At 63.9% G+C, this 20,751-nt stretch carries 22 protein-coding genes; 5 read left to right on the top strand and 17 right to left on the bottom strand.

Translation table 11 applies throughout. The annotated features are described in order from the left end of the window. Window positions 1–124 precede the first annotated feature (124 nt). Entirely contained in the window at window positions 125–1,642 is a 1,518-nt protein-coding gene (gene guaB / locus COCCU_RS02700) for an IMP dehydrogenase (RefSeq protein ID WP_156230096.1), read from the bottom strand. Between the two features lie 142 nt (window positions 1,643–1,784). On the opposite strand from guaB, the gene COCCU_RS02695 reads away from it, so the two are divergent. Next, window positions 1,785–2,156, top strand: coding sequence for a DUF5319 domain-containing protein (locus COCCU_RS02695; protein ID WP_156230095.1), 372 nt, complete (start codon window positions 1,785–1,787; stop codon window positions 2,154–2,156). Window positions 2,157–2,165: 9 nt separating this feature from the next. Here COCCU_RS02695 and COCCU_RS02690 read toward each other — a convergent pair whose 3' ends face one another. Together COCCU_RS02690 and COCCU_RS02685 are read right to left on the bottom strand one after the other, a co-directional pair. After that, entirely contained in the window at window positions 2,166–2,999 is an 834-nt protein-coding gene (locus tag COCCU_RS02690) for a hypothetical protein (protein ID WP_156230094.1), read from the bottom strand. Continuing rightward, window positions 2,996–3,562 (bottom strand): sigma-70 family RNA polymerase sigma factor, encoded by a 567-nt coding sequence (locus tag COCCU_RS02685; protein ID WP_156230093.1) that lies wholly within the window; start codon window positions 3,560–3,562, stop codon window positions 2,996–2,998. The genes COCCU_RS02690 and COCCU_RS02685 overlap by 4 nt, the downstream gene beginning before the upstream one ends. Before the next feature lie 320 nt (window positions 3,563–3,882). Here COCCU_RS02685 and COCCU_RS02680 point away from each other — a divergent pair, with 320 nt between their 5' ends. Continuing rightward, complete coding sequence (locus tag COCCU_RS02680; protein ID WP_156230092.1) at window positions 3,883–4,197, top strand: WhiB family transcriptional regulator; 315 nt, start codon at window positions 3,883–3,885, stop codon at window positions 4,195–4,197. Window positions 4,198–4,395: 198 nt separating this feature from the next. Here the strand turns inward: COCCU_RS02680 and groL are convergent, their stop codons facing one another. Both groL and groES read right to left on the bottom strand, forming a co-directional pair. Then, window positions 4,396–6,015, bottom strand: a complete 1,620-nt coding sequence (gene groL / locus COCCU_RS02675; protein WP_156230091.1) for a chaperonin GroEL — start codon at window positions 6,013–6,015, stop codon at window positions 4,396–4,398. Window positions 6,016–6,026: 11 nt separating this feature from the next. Next, window positions 6,027–6,326, bottom strand: coding sequence for a co-chaperone GroES (groES, locus tag COCCU_RS02670; protein ID WP_156230090.1), 300 nt, complete (start codon window positions 6,324–6,326; stop codon window positions 6,027–6,029). Between the two features lie 213 nt (window positions 6,327–6,539). On the opposite strand from groES, the gene COCCU_RS02665 reads away from it, so the two are divergent. Next, window positions 6,540–7,202 carry an HAD-IA family hydrolase gene (locus COCCU_RS02665; protein WP_156230089.1) on the top strand — a complete coding sequence of 221 codons (663 nt, stop codon included), beginning with the start codon at window positions 6,540–6,542 and terminating at the stop codon, window positions 7,200–7,202. Here the strand turns inward: COCCU_RS02665 and aqpZ are convergent. The 11 genes from aqpZ to COCCU_RS02610 form a co-directional block, all read right to left on the bottom strand. Further along, window positions 7,192–7,941: an aquaporin Z gene (gene aqpZ / locus COCCU_RS02660; protein ID WP_156230088.1), complete on the bottom strand. Its 750-nt coding sequence runs from the start codon at window positions 7,939–7,941 to the stop codon at window positions 7,192–7,194. The genes COCCU_RS02665 and aqpZ overlap by 11 nt on opposite strands. 150 nt (window positions 7,942–8,091) lie before the next feature. Next, window positions 8,092–8,520 (bottom strand): hypothetical protein, encoded by a 429-nt coding sequence (locus COCCU_RS02655; RefSeq protein WP_156230087.1) that lies wholly within the window; start codon window positions 8,518–8,520, stop codon window positions 8,092–8,094. Window positions 8,521–8,770: 250 nt separating this feature from the next. Continuing rightward, the gene (gene tsaD, locus COCCU_RS02650; protein WP_156232526.1) at window positions 8,771–9,823 is read right to left on the bottom strand and encodes a tRNA (adenosine(37)-N6)-threonylcarbamoyltransferase complex transferase subunit TsaD; all 1,053 of its coding nucleotides are present in this window, start codon (window positions 9,821–9,823) and stop codon (window positions 8,771–8,773) included. Between the two features lie 14 nt (window positions 9,824–9,837). Further along, window positions 9,838–10,314, bottom strand: a complete 477-nt coding sequence (gene rimI, locus COCCU_RS02645; RefSeq protein ID WP_156230086.1) for a ribosomal protein S18-alanine N-acetyltransferase — start codon at window positions 10,312–10,314, stop codon at window positions 9,838–9,840. Further along, window positions 10,315–10,974 (bottom strand): tRNA (adenosine(37)-N6)-threonylcarbamoyltransferase complex dimerization subunit type 1 TsaB, encoded by a 660-nt coding sequence (gene tsaB, locus COCCU_RS02640; RefSeq protein ID WP_156230085.1) that lies wholly within the window; start codon window positions 10,972–10,974, stop codon window positions 10,315–10,317. A gap of 64 nt (window positions 10,975–11,038) precedes the next feature. Next, a complete protein-coding gene (locus tag COCCU_RS02635; protein ID WP_156230084.1) occupies window positions 11,039–11,521 on the bottom strand; it encodes a hypothetical protein in 483 nt (160 codons plus the stop codon). Between the two features lie 101 nt (window positions 11,522–11,622). After that, entirely contained in the window at window positions 11,623–13,227 is a 1,605-nt protein-coding gene (locus COCCU_RS02630) for an aspartate:alanine exchanger family transporter (RefSeq protein WP_156230082.1), read from the bottom strand. A gap of 83 nt (window positions 13,228–13,310) precedes the next feature. Continuing rightward, window positions 13,311–13,802: a tRNA (adenosine(37)-N6)-threonylcarbamoyltransferase complex ATPase subunit type 1 TsaE gene (gene tsaE, locus COCCU_RS02625; RefSeq protein ID WP_156230081.1), complete on the bottom strand. Its 492-nt coding sequence runs from the start codon at window positions 13,800–13,802 to the stop codon at window positions 13,311–13,313. 3 nt (window positions 13,803–13,805) lie between these two features. Then, window positions 13,806–14,897, bottom strand: coding sequence for an alanine racemase (alr, locus tag COCCU_RS02620; protein ID WP_156230079.1), 1,092 nt, complete (start codon window positions 14,895–14,897; stop codon window positions 13,806–13,808). A gap of 26 nt (window positions 14,898–14,923) precedes the next feature. Further along, window positions 14,924–16,126 carry a cytochrome P450 gene (locus COCCU_RS02615; RefSeq protein ID WP_156230077.1) on the bottom strand — a complete coding sequence of 401 codons (1,203 nt, stop codon included), beginning with the start codon at window positions 16,124–16,126 and terminating at the stop codon, window positions 14,924–14,926. 90 nt (window positions 16,127–16,216) lie between these two features. Then, on the bottom strand, window positions 16,217–17,179 hold the full coding sequence (locus COCCU_RS02610; protein WP_156230075.1) for a LysR family transcriptional regulator: 963 nt from the start codon (window positions 17,177–17,179) through the stop codon (window positions 16,217–16,219). 163 nt (window positions 17,180–17,342) lie between these two features. Between COCCU_RS02610 and COCCU_RS02605 the strand changes: the two genes are divergently transcribed. Beyond that, the gene (locus tag COCCU_RS02605; RefSeq protein WP_156230074.1) at window positions 17,343–17,546 is read left to right on the top strand and encodes a ferredoxin; all 204 of its coding nucleotides are present in this window, start codon (window positions 17,343–17,345) and stop codon (window positions 17,544–17,546) included. Window positions 17,547–17,548: 2 nt separating this feature from the next. Continuing rightward, window positions 17,549–18,679: an NAD(P)/FAD-dependent oxidoreductase gene (locus COCCU_RS02600; protein WP_156230072.1), complete on the top strand. Its 1,131-nt coding sequence runs from the start codon at window positions 17,549–17,551 to the stop codon at window positions 18,677–18,679. Between the two features lie 150 nt (window positions 18,680–18,829). Here the strand turns inward: COCCU_RS02600 and glmS are convergent, their stop codons facing one another. Then, on the bottom strand, window positions 18,830–20,707 hold the full coding sequence (gene glmS / locus COCCU_RS02595) for a glutamine--fructose-6-phosphate transaminase (isomerizing) (protein ID WP_156230070.1): 1,878 nt from the start codon (window positions 20,705–20,707) through the stop codon (window positions 18,830–18,832). Window positions 20,708–20,751: the final 44 nt, after the last annotated feature.

The following is a 20,751-nucleotide window of genomic DNA, read 5'->3' as shown; positions in this document are numbered from 1 at the left end:
GATCCCTTCCTCGGGCTAATACGACGGTAGCCAACTCTACCGCACCACCCCGGCAACTCCCCGATGAGCGCGCGAAAACCGCCTGAACAAAAGCTGTTCAGGCGGTTTCGGGTGGGGCCGGGAACTAGTGGTAGTTCGGGGCCTCGACGGTCTGCTGAATGTGGTGCGGGTGGGATTCCTTCAGACCTGCACTGGTGATCTGCACGAAGCGGGCCCGCTGCAGATCCTCAATGGTGGTGGAACCGGTGTATCCCATGGCGGCACGCAGGCCACCGACCAGCTGGTGGGTGATGGCTTCGATGCTGCCTCGGAAGGGCACGCGGCCTTCGATGCCTTCCGGCACCAGCTTGTCCTCGCTGCGGACATCAGCCTGGAAGTAGCGGTCCTTGGAGTAGGAACGCTTCTCGCCACTGAGGCCACGGCCCTGCATGGCGCCCATGGAACCCATGCCACGGTAACGCTTGAACTGCTGGCCGTTCTCCACGACGATGTCACCGGGAGACTCGGTGGTGCCGGCCAGCATGGAGCCGAGCATCACGGAGGAGGCACCGGCGGCCAGTGCCTTGGCGATGTCACCGGAGAACTGCATGCCACCATCGGCGATGATCGGGATGCCGGCCTTGCGGGCGGGCACGGCGGCCTCCATGATGGCGGTGATCTGCGGGGCGCCGACACCGGCGACCACGCGGGTGGTGCAGATGGAGCCCGGGCCGATACCGACCTTGATGGCGTCCGCTCCGGCGTCGATCATGGCCTGGGCGGCATGGCGGGTGGCCAGGTTACCGCCGATGATCTCGACACCGGTGAATTCCTTCTTCACCTGGGCGACCATCTCGAGCACGCGGTTGTTGTGGGCGTGGGCGGAGTCGACAACGAGGACGTCGACACCGGCCTCAACCAGCAGACCGGCCCGCTCCCAGGAATCCTGGCCGGTGCCGATGCCGGCGGCCACCAGGAGACGGCCGGAGCTGTCCTTGGAAGCGTTGGGGTGCTGCTCGATCTTGACGAAGTCCTTGACGGTGATCAGGCCGACGAGCTTGCCCTGCTTGTCGACGATCGGCAGCTTCTCCACCTTGTTGGCGGAAAGCAGCTCCAGAGCCTGCTCCTTGGTCACACCCTCTTCGGCGACGACCAGGGGCATGGGGGTCATGACCTCGGCAACCCGGCGGTTCATGTCACGCTCGAAGCGCATGTCACGGTTGGTGCAGATACCCAGCAGCTTGCCGTCCGTGTCGACGACCGGCAGGCCGGAGATACGGAAACGGGCGCACAGTGCATCCACCTCACCGATGGACATGTCGGGGCTGCAGGTGACCGGATCGGTGACCATGCCGGACTCGGAACGCTTGACGATCTCGACCTGCTCGGCCTGCTCCTCAGCGGAGAGGTTGCGGTGCAGCACACCGACGCCACCCTGACGTGCCATGGCGATCGCCATGCGGGCTTCGGTGACGGTGTCCATGGCGGCGGATGCCACCGGGATACCGAGGGTGAGGTTCCGGGTGAACCGGGTGCTGGTCTCCACCTCGCTGGGGACGATATTCGACTCGTCCGGCAGCAGCAGCACATCGTCGAAGGTCAGGCCAACCAGGGCCACCTTGTTCGGATCATCGCCACCGGTGGACACTCGCTGATCGGTCATGCTGACTCCTTCTACATATAGATCATTACCGCGGTGACAAACACTTTAGTGTGTTCCTCCCTAAATCCCTATCCAACCCCGGTACAGCTCCCCGAGGGCATACTGTTGCCACTCGGTAGGGCGGAGCAATATGGTTACCGGTGTGAACTTCGATGCTCAAATGCCCCGCGACCCTTTCGCCGACGACCCGAATGATCCTGCATCATTCCTGGACGCCGATGAACCGATGCCGCCGCTGACGGAGGAAGAGCGCGAAGGAATTATCCAGGACCTCTCCCTCGTCAAGCGTTTCAAGGAGATTCTCAGCCCCCGTGGGATCCGGGGAATCTTCTTCCTCTGTGAGGACTGCGCAGTCAACCACTACTACGACTGGGAGATCCTGGCGGCGAATATGCGCGCCACCCTCGCCGATGAACTCAGCCCCGTGCATGAGCCCGGGGCTGAGCCGGAGGTTACGGCGTATGTCCCCTGGGACTACTGCCTCGGTTACCTCGACGGTATGGAACAGCGTTAAAGCAGCGGCTTACTCGCCGCCCGGCGCCCCGGCATTCCCCTCGGTGGGAGCCGGGGTGCCCGGCTCTGCGGTGGCGGTCGGCGCAGGCTGAACTGAGGTCGGCTCGACCGGTGCCTGCGGGTAGACGGTCACGGTGACGGTCTGGACCGCGGTCTCGGTGAGGGTCTGCTCCTCGACGATGGTCTCCCGGACGGTGGTGGTCGTCGGCTCACCAGGCTCAGGTTCCGGGGCCGGGGCCGGGGCGGTGCTACGCGGCTCCAGATCGACGGTGACGGTGGTGGTCGCGGTTTCGGTCAGCGGGGTTGCGGCGACGGCACGGCCATCGCTGGACAGCTGGGCGCGGGCGTCGGCAAGCAGGGCACGCATCCCCTCAACATCACCGGTTTCGGCGAAACCATCCATCTCATCCAGGGTGCTGGCCAGCTCCACAACGGAGGCGCGTTCACTGAACATGGTCTTGGACATGCCCCAGAGCGGGGAGCCCGGCTCCGCGTTGTAGACGGCCGCGCCACCACCGGCGATCACCAGGGTTGCGGCTGCCGCCCCGACCAGACCGCTGACCAGGCTGCGGCCGAAACCACCCCGACGGCGCATGGGGAGCACCTGGGCACCACGCTCGGGTTCCTCCTCGGGACCCAAACCCAGCTCTGCCAGGGTCGGCGCAGCTGGCATGGGTGCCTCAACGATCTCCTTCCGGAATCCCAGGAGAAGGTCAGACAGTTCGTCTTCCTCCGCCCGCACCCCTCGCGAGATGGCGGTGAGGAAGGCATCGTCAGCTACCACCGCAGGAAACTGGTAGGTGAAGTCACCGTTGCCGGTTTCATCTTCGCGACGCTTCGTCACTGTGTGTCCTCTTTCTCCAAAGCCTTACGCAGACTCGCCAATGCACGATGCTGTGCCACACGCACCGCACCCGGGGTACTCCCCACGACAGCGGCCGTCTCATCAGCCGAGAGACCAACGAACACTCTCAGAATCACAATGTCGCGGGCCTTGTCACTTAATGAATCGAGCAGGACGCGCACTCTGTTACTTCCATCGGCGATGAGCGCATACTCTTCGGGGGTGTCAACCTCATTCACCGATTCCGGAACCTCATCGGTGGGATTCGTCTTGTCCCGGGCCATGCTCCGATGAGCATCCGCGACCTTGTTGAAGGCGATGCCGTAGACGAAGGCCATGAAGGGACGACCCTGTTCCTTATAACGGCCGATGGAGGTGGCCACCGCCAGACAGATCTCCTGGGCGATGTCCTCCGGGGTGGGGGTCCTGCCCCCACTGACCCGGGCACGTGCATAGCGCAGCACCTGTGGGTGGATGATCTCAATGATCCGCTGCAGCGCCCGACGGTCACCCCGGACGGCCGAAGGCACCAATTCGGCCAATTCACTCTCGGAATCGGTCACGCCGCAAGCCTCCACTCAACAACTGCAATAAGGACACATTTTCAGATACCCGGATAAAGGAATCCTATTGGATAAGTATGGAACAAAGTCGGAGTATCACCCTACCCTTCGGCCCCGTTTTCTCCATGTCACGAAAATTCATTCACCTTTAACCTTCGCAATCCCCGCAGGTAGGGGGCATGAAAACTGAAGCAGAGCTAAGGTTTCCACCTTCCTGCCACTAATTGGCAACCAATTGTTCACTAAAGCAGATAACACTGCGAAGTGCACCGAATCAAAGGTGTGATCTGTTTGCTCTTGCCTTGAAGGAGAAATTTCACATGTCACAGCCCCACCTGCTTCCGGGACCGAACGCAGATTTCTGGGATTGGCAGCTCCACGGCTCCTGCCGCGGAAAAGAGTCTGATGTGTTCTACCACCCGGACGGCGAGCGAGGTCGTGCCCGCGCCCAGCGTGAGAACCGCGCCAAGGCCATCTGCAACGCCTGCCCCGTGTTGGCCTCCTGCCGGGAACACGCCCTCAAGGTCGCGGAGCCCTATGGCATCTGGGGCGGTCTGAGTGAATCGGAGCGTCAGCTGGTGCTGCGCAACAATAAACGCCCCAAGGTCAAGAAGGTACAGAAGGTCAACGCCTGATCATTCCCCTGGCCCAGCCACCGCGCTACCTCTCCCCCACCCCAGGGGGTTGCCTGTCAATGAAGCCGAGGAAGAACACACCGCCCCCAGTGGGCGATTTTTGCATTTCAGGGGCCGGGGAATGAAAACGGGGCCCAGATAACCACTTCTGGCTATCTGGGCCCCGTCAGCACCTCCGACTAGATCAAAAGTTCAGACCTAGTGGTGGTGACCGTGGACGCCCTGTCCGGCGGAGGCCGGCTCAGCCGGCTTCTCAACCACGGATGCCTCGGTGGTCAGCACCATGCGTGCCACAGAGGAGGCATTGATGACCGCGGAGAGGGTGACCTTCACCGGGTCGATGATGCCCTGCTCAATGAGGTTGCCGTACTCGAGGGTGGCGGCGTTGAAACCTTCACCATTCGGCAGCTCAGTGATCTTGGAGACCACCACGGCGCCATCCAGACCGGCGTTATCGGCGATCCAGTAGGCCGGCTTCACCAGTGCGCGGGACAGTGCCAGCACACCGGTGCGGGCCTCGCCCTCGAACTCCTCAGCGTAGGACTTCAGTCCCTCGGCGATCTGGACCAGCACGGATCCACCACCGGCGATGATGCCCTCCTGGGCGGCAGCCCGGGCAGCGTTGATGGCGTCCTCGACGCGCAGCTTACGCTCTCCGACCTCGGTCTCGGTGGGGGCACCGACCTTGATCACGGCGACACCACCGGAGAGCTTGGCCAGACGTTCCTCGGCCTTCTCCTTGTCCCAGGTGGAGTCGGTGTTCTCGATCTCGCGGCGGATCTGCTCGCGACGCTCCTCGACGGCCTCGGCGGTGCCGGCACCGTCAACGATGATGGTCTCATCCTTGGTGACGGTGACACGGCGGGCGGTACCGAAGTGCTCCGGACCGGCCTCGGTGAGGTTGTAGCCAACCTCCGGGTCGATCACGGTGGCACCGGTGACCACTGCCAGGTCATCCATGAAGGCCTTGCGGCGATCACCGAAGTACGGGGACTTCACGGCGACGGCCCGCAGGGTCTTGCGGATGGAGTTGACCACGAGGGTCTGCAGCGGCTCGCCCTCGATGTCCTCGGCGATGATCAGCACCGGCTTACCGGATTCGACGACCTTCTCCAGCACCGGAAGGAAATCCGGGAGGGAGGAGATCTTGTTGCGGACCAGCAGGATCTGCGGATCCTCGAGGACCGCCTGCTGAACGTCGGTGTCGGTGATGAAATAAGGAGAGAGGAAGCCCTTGTCGAAGGACACACCCTCGGTGATCTCCAGGGAGGACTCGATGGACTGGGACTCCTCGACGGTGAGGACACCGTCCTTGCCCACCTTGTCCATCGCACCGGAAACCATCTCGCCGACGATCTCATCGCGGGAGGAGACGGTTGCCACGTTGGCGATCTCCTTCGCGGAGGAAACCGGGGTGGCGCGAGCCTTGAGCTCCTCGATGACCTTCTCGGTACCGGCGGCAATACCGCGGTTGAGTTCGATCGGGTTGGCACCGGCGGCCACGTTGCGCAGACCCTCAAAGATGATGGCCTGGGCGAGCAGGGTCGCGGTGGTGGTGCCGTCGCCGGCGATGTCGTTGGTCTTGACGGCCACGGACTTCACCAGCTGGGCACCGAGATTCTCGAAGGGATCCTCGAGGTCGATGTCGCGGGCGATGGTGACACCGTCATTGGTGACGGTGGGGCCACCGAAGGCCTTGTCCAGGACGACGTTGCGGCCGCGGGGGCCGAGGGTGACCTTCACGGCGTCGGAAAGCGTATCGACGCCGCGGAGGAGACCTTCGCGGGCCTCCTGGTCAAATGCAATGAGCTTTGCCATGGAGGTGTCGCCTACTTCTCGACGATGGCGAGGATGTCACGAGCGTTGAGCAGCAGGTACTCGACACCGTCGTACTTCAGCTCGGTGCCACCGTACTTGGAGAAGACGACGGTGTCGCCCTCCTTGATGTCCATCGGGACGCGCTCGTTGTCATCGCCGAAACGGCCCGGGCCAGCGGCCACGACGGTGCCCTCCTGCGGCTTCTCCTTGGCGGAGTCCGGGATGACCAGACCAGAAGCGGTGGTGGTCTCTGCCTCGTTGATCTGGACCAGGACGCGATCCTCGAGCGGCTTGATGTTGACGTTCGCCACGATATTCCTCCGTGTGTTCAGTGAAAAGAATGATGATTGTGCCGGTTGCGATTAGGGCACAGTCGTCGTCGCGGGTGAACAACTGTGTGTCAGACAACCAATTGGCACTCTACCCCCGAGAGTGCCAGCACTCAACCTCTGCGGGTGCCAAAGTGAACTTTTTGGGGTGCCCTTCCCCCGCCTGAGGTCGAGAGCTGAGGCAGACTGAAGGGCATGAAAACTCTCTTCCTGGATGTCGACGGCACCCTCATTGATTCTTTCCCCGGAATCCGGGCGTCCTTTCTCCACGGGCTGGAGACCGTCGGCTGGCCCAGACCCAGCGAGGAACGCATCGCCCTGATCGCCGGGCCCCCGATGGAACAGACCCTGCAGTCCCTGGGCATGTCCCCGGCGCAGGTCAAGGCCGCCTTCGCCGCCTACATGGACCACCATGCCCGGGAAGGCAGGGCGAATTCCCAACCCTATGAAGGCATGCGGGAACTACTGGCCGAATGGAAAGAGCAGGGGTTCCGGCTGTGCACCGCCACCAGCAAGGGTGAGGGATTCGCCCGCATCTCCCTCAGCGAATTCGGGATGATCGAGTACTTCGACTTCATCGGCGCCGCCCAGGAGGCGGGCCCTCGCCGCACCAAGTCCGCGGTGATCTCCCACGTCCTGGATTCAGTGGGGCTGCACGACCAGAAGGATAAGATCCTGATGATCGGGGACCGCAGCCACGACATCGACGGGGCCGCCGGATTCGGCATCGACACCGTCGCCGTCACCTGGGGTTATGGCACCCCAGCGGAACATGCCACCGCACGCTACACGGCCACCGACCCGGGCGACCTGGATGCCGTGGTGCAGCGCTGGGCCGGCAGGGGCGCTAATCTCTGACCTCGCCGGAGATGTCCGGCCTGGGTTCCGCGGAGATGAAGCGGTAGGTCGCACCGGCGATCAGCGCGCCGATGATCGGGGCCAGCCAGAAGAGCCAGAGCTGCCCCGGGGCGCCATCCCCATTGAAGAACGCCACCGCGGTGGAACGGGCGGGGTTCACCGAGGTATTGGTCACCGGGATGGAGATCAGGTGGATCAGGGTCAGCGTCAGACCGATCGAGATGCCGGCGAATCCCTTGGGTGCGCGACCATCGGTGGACCCGAGAATGACATAGAGGAAGATGGCGGTGAGCACGATCTCGATCACCGCGGCGGTCATCAGGGTATATCCACCCGGGGAGTTGTCCCCGAAGCCATTGGCAGCCATGTTGCCGGCCGCCTCGAAGCCCGTTTTTCCGCTGGCCACGAAATAGATAACGGCACCGGCGATCAGTCCGCCGACAACCTGGACAAGGATATAAGGAACAACGTCCTTCCACTCGAAACGTCGACCCATGGCCAGTCCGATGGTGACCGCCGGATTGAAGTGCCCGCCGGAGATATGCCCGAACGCGTAGATGCCGGTCAGAACGCTCAAACCAAAAGCGAGGGCCACTCCGAGGAATCCGATTCCCATCTGAGTGCCCTCGCTATTGAGGAAGAGTGCGGCAAATACCGCGGAGCCACAGCCGCCGAGAACGAGCCAGAAAGTGCCTATCGCCTCAGCGCCGAGACGTGAAGCCAGGGGTGGAGTATGCATGGGTGGTTCCTCTCAGGAAAAAGGTTTTCAGAGATGGGAAACTTTCATGATCTATCTCAGAGACACTCTAACCTGGGAGCATCAGTGTTGGCCCCCACCTAAATAAGGGCCCCCGATTCTCAGGGGAACAGGTGCTGGAGCTCAGCGGATTTAGAACTGGCGGGCACCCAGGTTAAGGACGGCCGCCCGCCAATAGCGGTAGTCCTCCTCATTGTCCTTGATGTAGTTGCGGGCCGCCCGAATGCCATCCTTGATCTCGTTGACCTCATCGAGGGCGATGTCCTCCCCCTCCGAGCCGACGAAGATGACCGGACCGGAGATGGCGCGGGTCGGATCGGAGATGAAGGCGGAGTTTCCGGTGTCAGCCTCATTACGCCCCAGTGAAGCCACCGGGTTCGGTTCCGCGGCATTCACCTTGGCTTCGGCGTTGAAGAGGGCGACGTAGGTCTTGTTGTTTTCCGAGAACGCCACTGAAACACGGTCATCGATGACCCCACCGAGGAACTGCGCAGCCTGGTCAAGCTCGAATTCGATGATGCGGGAGGTCAGATCGGGGCTGACGAGGAATCCAGTAGTCATATGAGATCACTTCCATGGATCAGAAATCTGCCTGGGACAGATTTACCGTACGTCAGCTTCCCCACCTTCGCTGGATGAGAATGGTGCCCCCGAAAGTGGAGACCGCATGGGTACACCCCTGGGGAAGGGATCCGCTCAATCCATGCATGGCTGCATCACTAACGTTCTTGTCTTAGGGAACATGAAAGAAAGTTATCCAAGATCACATGGCCACGATACCGCTGAGAGAATTCACCGGGTGCTGGAGAACCTAGAGCTGCGGCACCTCAGCCGGCAGGGAGGGATCGGTGGCCACCCCGAGGTCGGAGGCACCGGCTCCTTCGGCGATACGTTGGGCAGCCAGGGCTGCGATCATCACGCCATTATCGGTACAGAGGTTGAAGCGGGGGACCCGCAGCTCGATGCCCGCGGCCTCGCAACGCTGCCGGGTCAGTTCGCGGAGCCGGGAGTTCGCGGCCACACCCCCGCCGAGCAGCAGCACCTTCGCCCCGGTGTCCTCGCAGGCGCGCACCGCCTTGAAGCTGAGTACATCGCAGACCGCTTCCTGGAAGCTGGCGCAGACATCCTCCACGGAGATGACTCGGCTTTCCCGCTCGGCGGCCTCCACATAGCGGGCCACGGAGGTCTTGAGTCCGGAGAAAGAGAAGTTGTGGCGGTGGCCGCGTTCCTCATCCACCCGTTTCATCAGGCCGCGGGGGAATTTGATTGCGGTGGCATCTCCCCTGACAGCCAGGCGGTCAATGACCGGGCCGCCGGGGTAGCCGAGGCCCAGCAGGCGGGAGACCTTGTCGTAGGCTTCGCCCGCGGCGTCGTCAAGCGTGGCTCCGAGTTCGCGCATCGGTTTGCCCACGGCATCGACCTCAAGCAGCTGGGTGTGTCCCCCGGAGACCAGCAGTGCCACGGAATGCGGCAGGGTCTCACCTTCGAGGTTGGCCACGGCGACGTGCCCCCCGAGGTGATTGACGGCGTAGAAGGGCACCCCCCAGGCGGCTGCGTAGGCCTTGGCCGCGGCGGCACCGACCAGCAGGGCGCCGGCAAGCCCGGGGCCGATGGTGGCCGCCACCGCATCGGGCTTCTCGATGCCCGCCTCAGCCAGCGCGGCACGCATCACCGGGCCCATGGACTCCAGGTGGGCGCGGCTGGCGATCTCGGGGACGACGCCCCCGAAGCGGGCGTGCTGGGTCATGGAGGAGGCCAGGGAGTCCGCCAGCACCTCCATCTCCGCACCGTTTTCACCCTGGCGCAAGCGGATGATGCCCACCCCGGTTTCATCGCAGGAGGTCTCAACCCCCAGCACAATAATGTCGCGTTCCTGACTCATCTCTCGCTCCTGCTGGGTCGGCTCATGGTGTAGGCGTCCGCTCCGGACGGCTGATAGTAGTTGCGGCGGATCCCCTGGTTTGTGAAGCCATAGCGTTCGTACATGGCGATCGCCGGCTCATTGTCGGTGCGCACCTCCAGGAAGACCTGGGCGTCGAAGTTATCCGCCACCAGCATCAGGTTGTCCATCAGCAGCCTGGCGATGCCACGGCGCTGGTGTCCGGGGTCCACGCCGATGGTGTGAATCTCAAATTCGGGGTCATCCCGGGGGCCGAGCATCGCCATTCCGGCATAGCCGAGCAACTGGCCCTCCGCATCCCCGTCCTGCTCGAAGGCGCCCAGATAGAAGGTGTGTGGGTGGGCGAATTCCACCATGAACACATTCTCCGACCAGGGGTTCTCATCGGGGAAGAGGATCTTTTCCAATTCGGCGCATCTGGCGGCGTCACCGGGGCGCAGTTCCCGCATCTCCATCTAGAGCTCCACATCCGGGATTGCCGGGGACTTCGGTTTGGGGGCCGGCTCCTTGGCATCGGGGCGCCGCAGGTAGAGCGGCTCCAGGGGTTGAGGTTGAGCACTCAGGTCGGCGACCTCCACCAGGGAAGCGGCATTCGGGCCGAGGTGCCGCTTCTCCACATGCTGCAACTCGCTCAGCTGCTCGGCCAGATGCTCCGGAACCACGACCACCGCAACGGGATGGCTTGGGGTGAGGGTGCCCGGGGCCTGGACATTCGGGCCCTCGGTACGCGTGAGGTTGTGATAGGTGGCCCAGTAGACCTCCCGGCGGCGGGCATCGGTGGCCACCAGGACGGTGTCGGCAGGAACCCGCTGCGCAATGGCATCCAGGGAGCAGACCCCGTGTACCGGGATGCCGAGGGCATCACCGAAGGCGGCCGCGGAGGCCATGCCGACCCGCAGTCCGGTGAAGGGCCCTGGGCCACAGCCGACGACCACCGCATCCAGGTCCGCGAAGGTCTTGCCTGCGCCGGCCAGAACCTGCTGCACCGTGGGGGTGAGCAGTTCATTGTGGCGGCGGGTGTCGGGGATGATCTGCTCATGGAGCGTCCCGGCGGCGGGGTCGACCACGCCGACGACGAGATCCGGGGTTGAGGTGTCGATAGCTAGTACAAGCACATCTCCCAGGCTAGTCGTTGCACCTGAGGGGAAAGGAAAAGGCTGCCCAGGGGGCAGCCTCCGACTAGAACAGCAGTGCCCAGCCACCCTCGGCGTACTTGCCCAGGGGCATCAGATCATAGGTGTTGAAATAACCCTCCAACGGCTGCGAGCAGAAATCAACGGTGTCGATGTCGACCTCATCAAAGTGGGCGGCACCATCTGCGGTGCGCAGCAGCAGGTAGCTGCTGCCCGCCGGCACGCCCTCCGCACCCAGGTTCAGTTCACCGGCATCAACCTCCAGGGACTGGTTGATGGATTCGGTGGTGGCACCGGGGCAGATGAAACTACCGGCGACGTACTCCTCGCCGTAGATGTCCGCCATGGACAGTGCAGAGAGCTGCAGACCCTGCTCATCGAGGGCGGTGACATTACGCTCCAGTGCGCCCTTGGCCGGGAAGTCGACATCATTCTTGCCGGCGGCGTTGATCACCAGTGCCGCAAGGCAGATGATCCAGATGACGATGACTGCGGCGATGATGCCCTGACTGATCTTTGAGAGACGCACTCGCGTTCCCCACCTTCCCACTGCGGTTTACTGACCTGTTCAGCGTAGCCGCCTCCCCTGGGTTCCCGCGCCCCCGGTCCCTGCCAGTTTACTGCGAATCTTCATACCAGCAGGAGATAAAGCATCTGGGCGACCAGGATCTTGCCGATCATCGCCGCCGGATAGGCGGTGGCATAACCCCGGCTCGCCAGCTCCGTGCCGGTCTGCCCATTGAGGTAGGTCAGCACCGCCGGGTTGGTGGTGGTGCCCGCCGCCACACCCATCGCCTCATCCCAGCGAAGCTTGAACAGGCTGCGCCCCACCAGCCCACAGACCAGTGCCGAAGTGAGGGTGATCAGCAGTCCACCACCCAGGTAGACCAGGGAGAAGGGGTCGGTCAGTGCCTGGCGGAAACCCGCCCCGGCTGAGGTCCCTACCCCGGCCAGGAAGAGGGTGAGCCCCAGGGTGGAGATGGTCCGGTTGGCGTGGAAGGGCAGTTGCCAGGTCACCGGCCCACTGCGTTTGAGCGCCCCCAGGATCAGGCCCATCACGATCGGGCCGCCACCGAAACCCAGGGAGAGGGTGACGCCACCGGGCAGTGGAATCGGGATCGCCCCCAGCAGCAGCCCCAGGGAAAGTCCCAGGGCGAAGGGCAGCAGGTCCACATCACCCAGTTTTTTCTCGGAGTCCCCCATGAAGCGTCGTACCTCAGCCATCCGGCCGGGTGCGGCGATCACCCGGATGCGGTCCGAGTAGTTGATCACGGTGTCCCCGCGCGGCACCTCCTCGGAGTCACCCTGTCGGATCCGGGCGATCATGAAGCCGTGTCCCACGGTGTCCAGGTCCTCGACCCTGCGGCCGACGATCTCCGGGTTGGAGACGGTGAAACGGGAGTAGACCAGGTCGGTGTCATCAAGCCCGATGTGGCGTTCCTCCCCCAGTTCCGCGATGGCCGCCGCCACGGCCTCCGCCGTGCCGTTGATGACCAGTTCCATCCCCTCGGTGATGGGTAATCCGGGATCCGCCAGCTTGTGGGCGTGGGCATCGATGACGATGCGGGTGGCGATGATCTGCTGGCCGGAGAACCGGGGCAGATCACCGACCTTGCCGCTGAGACCGGGGCGTAGTTTCACACCCTTCCACACCAGGGGCGCGGTGATCAGTCCCTCGGCCTCCGCATCGGCGTGGTGGTTGACCTTGAGAAGTTTCGCGCCGAGGGCGGCCACCAGGATGGAACCGATCACCGCTCCCGGGTAGGCCAGGGAGTAACCGACCACGGGTTCACTGGCGATGTCCGGGTTCAGCTGGGTGAGCATCTCGACGACCGCGGCCATGCCCGGGGTGGAGCTGAGCGCCCCGGTGAACATACCGACACCGGTGGTGGCCGCGAGATCAAGGCCCCGGATCAGGAGCATCGCCAGCAGTGCCAGCCCGACCAGTAGGAGCAGGACGAAGAGGGTGATCTTCCAGCCCCGGGTGCGGAATTCACGGAAGAAGAGGGGGCCTGCGGAAAGCCCGATGACGTAGACGAACATCGCCAGGCCCAGCTGGTAGATCAGCGCCGGGATCTGAATCTCGGGGTTGACGGTGGCCAGGCCCAGGGCGACGAAAAGCACCGCTGCGGCACCGAGGGAGATCCCCAGCAGTCTGATCTTTCCCAGGGCCAGGCCCAGGGCGAGGATCACCACCAGGGCGATCAGGGGATTGTCGGCGAGAAAATCAAGCACGGCGGGGCCTTTCCCAAGAAGGATGACAACGTCACCTCATGGTTGTCCCATGCTCGGGTTCCGGCAAACCCAGGGGGGCGCCTTTAGTTTCGGCGTATTTCCCAGCTGAAGATGCGGGCCTCGGATTCCGGGTCCTCGAGCACCGCGCTTTCCCGGTCAATCTGGATGAGCAGGTAGCGTTCACTGATCTGCTCCACCAGGTCACCACCCCATTCCGCGATGACCACCGCCTCAGTCAGATCGGTGTCCAGGTCGAGGGCATCGAGCTCACCGAGGGGATCTCCGGAGCTGCCCTCCCCCAGCAGGCGGTAGGCGTCGACGTGCACCAGGCCGGGGCCGTCGGTGGCGGAGCGGTGTTCCCGGGCGATGACGAAGGTCGGCGAGGTCACCCTGCCGCGGACCCCCATGCCGGCGGCAATACCCTGGGTGAAGGTGGTTTTTCCCGCCCCCAGGGGGCCGTCGAGAATGACCAGGTCACCGGCTTCGAGGGCGGCCCCGAGCTCGGCTCCGAAGGCGCGGGTCTCCTCGGGGTCCTCAAGGCGGCGGGTTCCAGTGGCCGGGAAGCTGTTCTTCATCGCTTAATTCTCCTCCAGGATGGTGCGGACGGTGCGGCCGGTGGGCCGGCACACCACTTCATAGTTGATGGTGCCCAACCCATCGGCAAGCTCGGTGGCGGACATGCCGCCCTCGCCGAAGATGGTGACGGTGTCCCCGGGGCTCACCTCCTGTGGATTCTCCCCCAGGTCCACCACGAACTGGTCCATGCAGACCCGGCCGACCTGCGGGTAACGCTGGCCGTTAATTCCCACTTCCAGGTGCCCCTGGGCGGCCCGGGGCAGACCATCGGCATAACCGCAGGGCACCAGCGCCAGCTGCCCATCCTGTGCGGCACGCCAGGTCAGGCCGTAGCTGCTGCCTTCTCCTGCGGCGATGGGTTTGATGGCGGCGACGCTCGCCTCCCAGCTCATCGCCGGTTTCAGACCGTGGGCGAGGCCGGGAACAGGTTCCAGGCCGTAGCAGGCAAGGCCCACCCGCACCTGCTGGAAGTGCAGGTCAGGACGGGTCAGGGTGGCTGGTGAATTACAGAGATGGTTGCAGGGGGTCTCGAGTCCGATATCCCGGGCCAGGTTGAGGGCGCTGCGGAAACGTTCGGCCTGGCGGTCGGTTTCCGGATCAGCCGGGTCATCAGCGCTGGCCAGGTGGGAGAAGAGGCCGGTGACCTCAAGATGTTCCGCGGTCTTCAGGGCCCGGAACACCGGTTCCCATTCGGTTTCATCCAGGCCGGAGCGGTGCAGGCCGGTGTCGAGCTTGAGGGCGACGCGGGCGGGGGCCGCGGCATCGATAAGCGCCTTCGCGTGGGCGGTGGTGGGGATGCCGAGTTCGATGTCGGCGGCGATGGCTGCCCGGAAGTCCTGTTCCGGGGACCAGATCCAGGCCAGCAGGGGTGCCCTGATGCCGGCTTCGCGGAGGGCGTGGGCTTCGGCGAGGGTGGCTACGCCGAGGGCGTCGGCACCGTTGGCGAGCATGGTGCGGGCGACGTCGACGGCTCCATGGTTGTAGCCGTCGGCTTTGACCACCGCCATGAGACGCACAGCACCCACCAGCTCCTTGAGCAGGCGGGTGTTGTGGGCGATGGCCCCCAGGTCAATGCGGGTTCTCAACAGGTCCATGACAGATATTCTGCCATTGCCCGGGGTCAGGCTGTCGCGGGGACCTCTGCGGTGACGATGTCGAGGACCTCGATGGTGGCCAGGGGGCGGGTGAAGTTGTTCAGTCGCTGGGTGACTTCACCGATGCGGAAGCTTTCGACGTGGCGGATCAGAGCCTCGAGGAGGCCGTTGATCTCCAGCTTGGCCAGGCCCTGGCCAGCGCAGGCGTGGATGCCGTAGCCGAAGCCGAGATGGTCGACCGGGTTGCGGGTGATGTCGAAGATCTCCGGGTTCTCGAACTTACGGGGATCCATGTTGCCGGAGCCGTACAGCAGGGCGATCTGGGCACCGGCGGGGATGGTCTGGCCGGCCACCTCGACCTCGCGAGTGGTGACGCGGCCGAAAACCGGGGCGGGGGTCTTGGTGCGCAGGACCTCGGCCAGGGCGGCGGCCGCCAGGGAGGGATTCTCACGCAGCTGGGCGTACTGCTCGGGGTGGTTGCCCAGCTGGACCAGGAGGTTGCCGATGGTGGTGATGGTGGTGTCCATGCCGGCGGCGAGGATCTGGTGGACGATATAACCGAAGGATTCGTGGGAGATCTCGCCGCGTTCGGCGGCCTCCCAGATGTTGCGGCCGATACTGCCCTCGGCGAGGTCCTCGCCCTTCATCTCCTCGTGGGTCCACTTGAAGAGCTCCCCGGCGATCGGGAAGCTGGCCTGGGCACGCTCATTGAGGGGACCGAGCAGGTTGAAGGCGGCTTCACCCCAGGGCAGGATCTTGGCGCGGAGTTCACCCTGGACGCCGATGAGGTCGAGGACGATCTGCACCGGGAAGGCGACGGCCATGTCGGTCATGCCCTCGAAGCTGCCGCGGCCGGCAAGCTCGCGGACCAGGGCATCGGCCTTGGCGTAGATTTCACCCTTCATTTTGCGCATCGCCCGGGGGGAGAGATTGTCGGTGAGGACGGCGCGCAGGTCACCGTGCTGCGGCGGGTCGGCGGCCAGGCTGGTGCCGGAGAGGATCTGGTTCATCTGCGGGTTGAAGGCGACCTGCTTGGATGAGAAGGTGGCGGGGTCACCGAGGGCTTCGCGGACATCCTCGTAGCGGGTGATGGCCCAGGCGTCATTGGCCGGGAGGTGAACCACCGGGGCGGTTTCGCGGAGTTCGGCGAAGACCGCTTCGGTGTTCTGGAGGGTGTGGTCGGAGAAGAGGTCGATCGGAGAGGTGATGGGGCTGGTGACGGTGGTCATGTTTGGCCTTCCTGGGTGAGCGAGCCGTGACTGTTCTTTGATCTGCGTCACAGTTAAGCCCATGCCTAGACATCACACAAATGAATACTGCTAATTATCTCCATTCACAAACTGAATATCGCAGGCCCGGAAGAGCAGCTCCCGGAACCAGCCACGGAATTTCTCCTCCCGCAGCCAGGGGTTCCAGACCATGTCCACCCCCAGCCCCAGGATCGGGAAGGGAAACTCCCGCCAGTAGAGCGGTTCCCCGTGCTCCATCACCTCCATCACCCGCCGGCGGTGCAGCGCAATCTTGCGCATCCCGGAGACATACTGGGGCAGCAGCAGATAGTCATTGACCCGCACCTGGACCTTCGCCGCCACCCCGCGGTGACGCAGCACCTCATAGCCCCGGGACATCCGCTCCGATTCCAGCGCCACATGTGGCCAGTCCTGCAGCTTGGAAATGGCATCACCCTCCAGCAGTTCCGGAACACCGCCGATGACCACCCACTCATCATCAAAGAGCCTTTCCCGGGGATGGGAGGTGGGATAACCCTCGGCCAGCAGAAGCAGGTCCACCCCATGGTCGGTGAATACGGCATCACCGATCTCATCGGTGGTGATGATCTCCAACTCCATGTGCGGAGCAGATTCCTCCAGCAGCTTCAGGATCACCCTCCCCAGCAGGAAGGCCATGGAGGTCGACATGGCGATGGTCACCGCACGCCGACTGTGTTCCGGGATGAATTCCTCCTCGCCCAGCAGCCGGGAGGTCTGGCGCAGCAACTCACGCAGGGGGCCGAGCAGCTCCCTGGCCCGCGGGGTGAGCACGCTCCCCCCGCCCTGCCGCACCAGGATCTGGTCGTCGAAAAGCTTGCGGATGCGACGGAGGGCATGACTCATCGCGGGCTGGGAGAGTCCCACCCGCCGCGCCGCCGACGTCACCGACTCCTCCTCCAGAAGGGCATGGAGGGAGACCAGCAGGTTCAGGTCCACATTGGCCAGGTTCGCCCCCAGCGGGCGGCGCGGCGAGATGGACTGAACCCCAGGGAGCGAAAAAGTTTCATTCATACTATGAATATAGATCATTTTCATTATTCATTAGACAGATTCCCTCAAGTCTGAAAAGCTCAGGCACATCAGAACATGACTCGGATCACAATGATGGCCAAATCTCCTCCACCTCTCAGGGAGGGGCCGTCGCCGGGATCCGAAGAGCAGAAGGAGAACTCCCATGAGCAGCAACCCGACCCTCATCGAACTCGACCGCCCGCGCTGCGAAGGTCACGGCCTCTGCGAGGAAGCCGCCCCGGCGCTGATGCACCTCGATGACGAGGGCGAGCTCATCCTCGACAAGGTCGAGATCGGCCCCGAGGACCTCGATGCCGCCCGCGACGCCGTCCGCGTCTGCCCCGTCGCCGCCCTGAAGCTGGTTTAAGCATGGACAACATCCTCATCCTCGGCAATGGTGTGGCCGGACTGACCGCCGGGGACACCCTCCGCCGTCTCGGCTACACCGGTGCCATCACCATCGTCGGTGATGAAAAGCACGCCACCTACTCCCGCCCCGCACTCTCCAAGGCGGCCCTGGCACCCGGGCCGGAGATGGAACTGAACTTCCTCCCCGAGGCCACCCACGGCGGCACCGAACTCCTCGGCCGGAGCGCCACCACAGTGGACCCCGAAGCCCGGCGCGTCACCCTCGACGATGGCACCGTCCTGGACTATGAGGGGCTGGTCATCGCCACCGGCACCCACGCGCGCCGCTTCACCGATTCGGAGCGGGAGTACACGCTGCGTTCCCTGGATGATGCCACCGCCCTGCGGGAGCGTCTCAGCTCAGCACCCAAGGTGGCGATCATCGGTGGCGGCCCACTGGGCATGGAGGTCGCCTCCGGTGCCATCGGCCTGGGTTGCGAGGTCACTCTCATCCACCCAGGGACCCCCATGGAGCCCCATATCGGACCGCAGCTCGCCGGTATCCTCACTGAGGTTGCCCTTGAAAATGGTCTGGACATCGTGGATGATTTTGTCGCTGCGGTGGCGGAAACCCCCGGGGGCATGTGTGTGCGGCTGAGTTCTGGCCAGGAGATCACCGCCGATGTGGTGGTTTCCGCGGCCGGTGACATTCCCAATGATTCCTGGCTAGCGGATTCCGGTCTGCTTATCGACGGCCGTCTCATCGCCGATGAGCGCTGCCGGGTCCGCCCCGAGATCGTCGCCGCCGGTGACGTGGTGTGGCAGCAGGGTGCGCGGGGGCTGCGCCGCACCCCGATCTGGACTGCTGCCATCGAGCAGGCCAAGACTGCGGCCGCCGCCCTCCTCCAGGGTGATGAGGCGGCACCGCTGAGCTACCACTCCTATTTCTGGACCGATCAGTGGGGCATGAACCTCAAGGTTTCCGGCCCCATCCCGGATGGTTCCGAGGAGCCGCTGGTGGTCAAGGGGTCCCTGGCGGAGCGCTCCGCTGTGCTGCACTGGCCCGGTCAGGGTTGCGCGGCTTCCCTCAACATGCGGATGCCGATTCCCCGGCTGCACAAGCTGGCGGCCTCGGTTCCGGCGGAGGTTTAGAGACCGCGGCATTCTAGAGTGGGGAAAACGGCCCTTAAGGTCCCCACCTCACGTGCTTAAGTGCCCTTTTCCCCACTCTAGAATGCAAGAGCTCCCGCTCCCCCTGTTATCTCTCAGGGGGATGCGGGAGCTGTTGTCATTGAGGGCGACTTATTCCACGGTCACGGACTTCGCCAGGTTACGGGGCTTGTCGATGTCATCATTACCGCAGTTGCGTGCGATCGCCGCAGAGAGGAACTGCAGCGGCACCGTCGCCAGCAGGGGCTGCATGATCGACGCGGACTCCGGGATCCGGATCAGCCAGTTGGCGTAGGGCTCCACCGAGGTGTCGCCCTCTTCGGCGATGACGATGGTCTTCGCACCACGGGCCCGGATCTCCTGGATATTGGAGACGATCTTGGAGTGCAGCTGCTTCACACCCTTCGGGGAGGGCACCACGATCACCACCGGAAGATCATCCTCGATCAGGGCGATGGGGCCGTGCTTGAGCTCACCGGCGGCGAAACCCTCGGCGTGGATATAGGCCAGTTCCTTCAGCTTCAATGCCCCCTCCAGGGCGACCGGGAACCCGACCCCACGGCCCAGGAAGAGCATGGTCTTGACCGTGCCCAGGTAGTCGGCGATCTCCTTGACCTGGGTGTTGACCTCAAGCAGTTGCTCGATCTTGGCGGGGATCTCCTCCAGGCTGGCGTAGATCTCGGCGATCTCATCCGGGTATTTGGTGCCGTGTGCCTGAGCGAGGGCCAGGCCGACAATGTAGTTCGCGGCGACCTGTGCCAGGAAAGCCTTCGTGGAGGCCACCCCGATCTCAGGACCGGCGTGGGTGTAGAGCACCGCATCCGACTCGCGCGGGATCTGGGAGCCGTTGGTGTTGCACACCGCCAGGACCTTCGCACCCTGGGACTTGGCGTGACGCACCGCTTCAAGGGTGTCGGCGGTTTCACCGGACTGGGAGATGGCCAGCACGAGGGTGCGCTCATCGAGCACCGGGTCGCGGTAACGGAACTCGGAGGCCACCTCGATCTGCACCGGGATGCGCACCCAGTGTTCGATGGCGTACTTGGCCAGCAGACCGGAATGGTAGGCCGAGCCACAGGCGACGACGAAGACCTGGTTGACGTATTTCAGATCCTGCTCGCTGAGGTGCTGCTCATCCAGGATGATCTTGCCGTCCTGGAAATGACCGGCCAGGGTGTCACGAACGGCCGCGGGCTGCTCGTGGATCTCCTTCATCATGAAGGAGTCGAAGCCACCCTTCTCTGCGGCGGCGAGATCCCAGTCGATGGTGAAGGGCTTGCCCTCGGAGGTCGAGCCATCAAAGTTGAGGACCTCATAGCCTTCCCTGGTGATGACCACGACATTGTCCTGGCCCAGTTCCACCGCGTTGCGGGTGTGCTCGATGAAGGCGGCGACATCGGAGCCGAGGAACATCTCATCCTCACCGACACCGATGATCAGCGGGGTGGAGCGACGCGCCGCGATGATCTGGCCGGGATGTTCGGCATGCATGAACAGCAGGGTGAAGGCACCCTCCAGACGGTTCAGCACCTTCAGCGCACTGGCGCGGAAATCCCCGGCGGTATCACCCTCGTTGTAGGCCAGTGCCAGCAGATGGGCGGCCACCTCGGAGTCGGTCTCTGAAGCGAACTCGATGCCGTGGCCCTCAACCTCCTTGCGCAGGGCCGCGAAGTTCTCGATGATGCCGTTGTGGACGATGGCCACTTTCTCGTCGAAGGAACGGTGCGGGTGGGCATTTTCATCGGTGGGACGGCCATGGGTGGCCCAGCGGGTGTGGCCGATGGCGGTGCCACCGGTGAACTGATCAGCACCGATCTCGGTGATCCGGTCCTCCAGGTTCTTCAGCTTTCCAGCCCGCTTGACCAACTTGATGCCGGCACCCAGGGGATCGTCGGGAGCCGTCACTGCGATACCCGAGGAGTCATATCCCCGGTATTCCATCCTGCGGAGTGCCTCAAGCGAGACCTCCAGGCCCTGTCGGTTTCCGACATATCCAACGATTCCACACATGCAGAAAAGAATAAACGTCGAAGTCCCCTCATGCACATTGATCC

Origin of the sequence: Corynebacterium occultum (assembly GCF_009734425.1) — a bacterium.
Classification (GTDB): domain Bacteria; phylum Actinomycetota; class Actinomycetes; order Mycobacteriales; family Mycobacteriaceae; genus Corynebacterium; species Corynebacterium occultum.
This window is presented reverse-complemented; position numbering and strand designations above follow the sequence as displayed.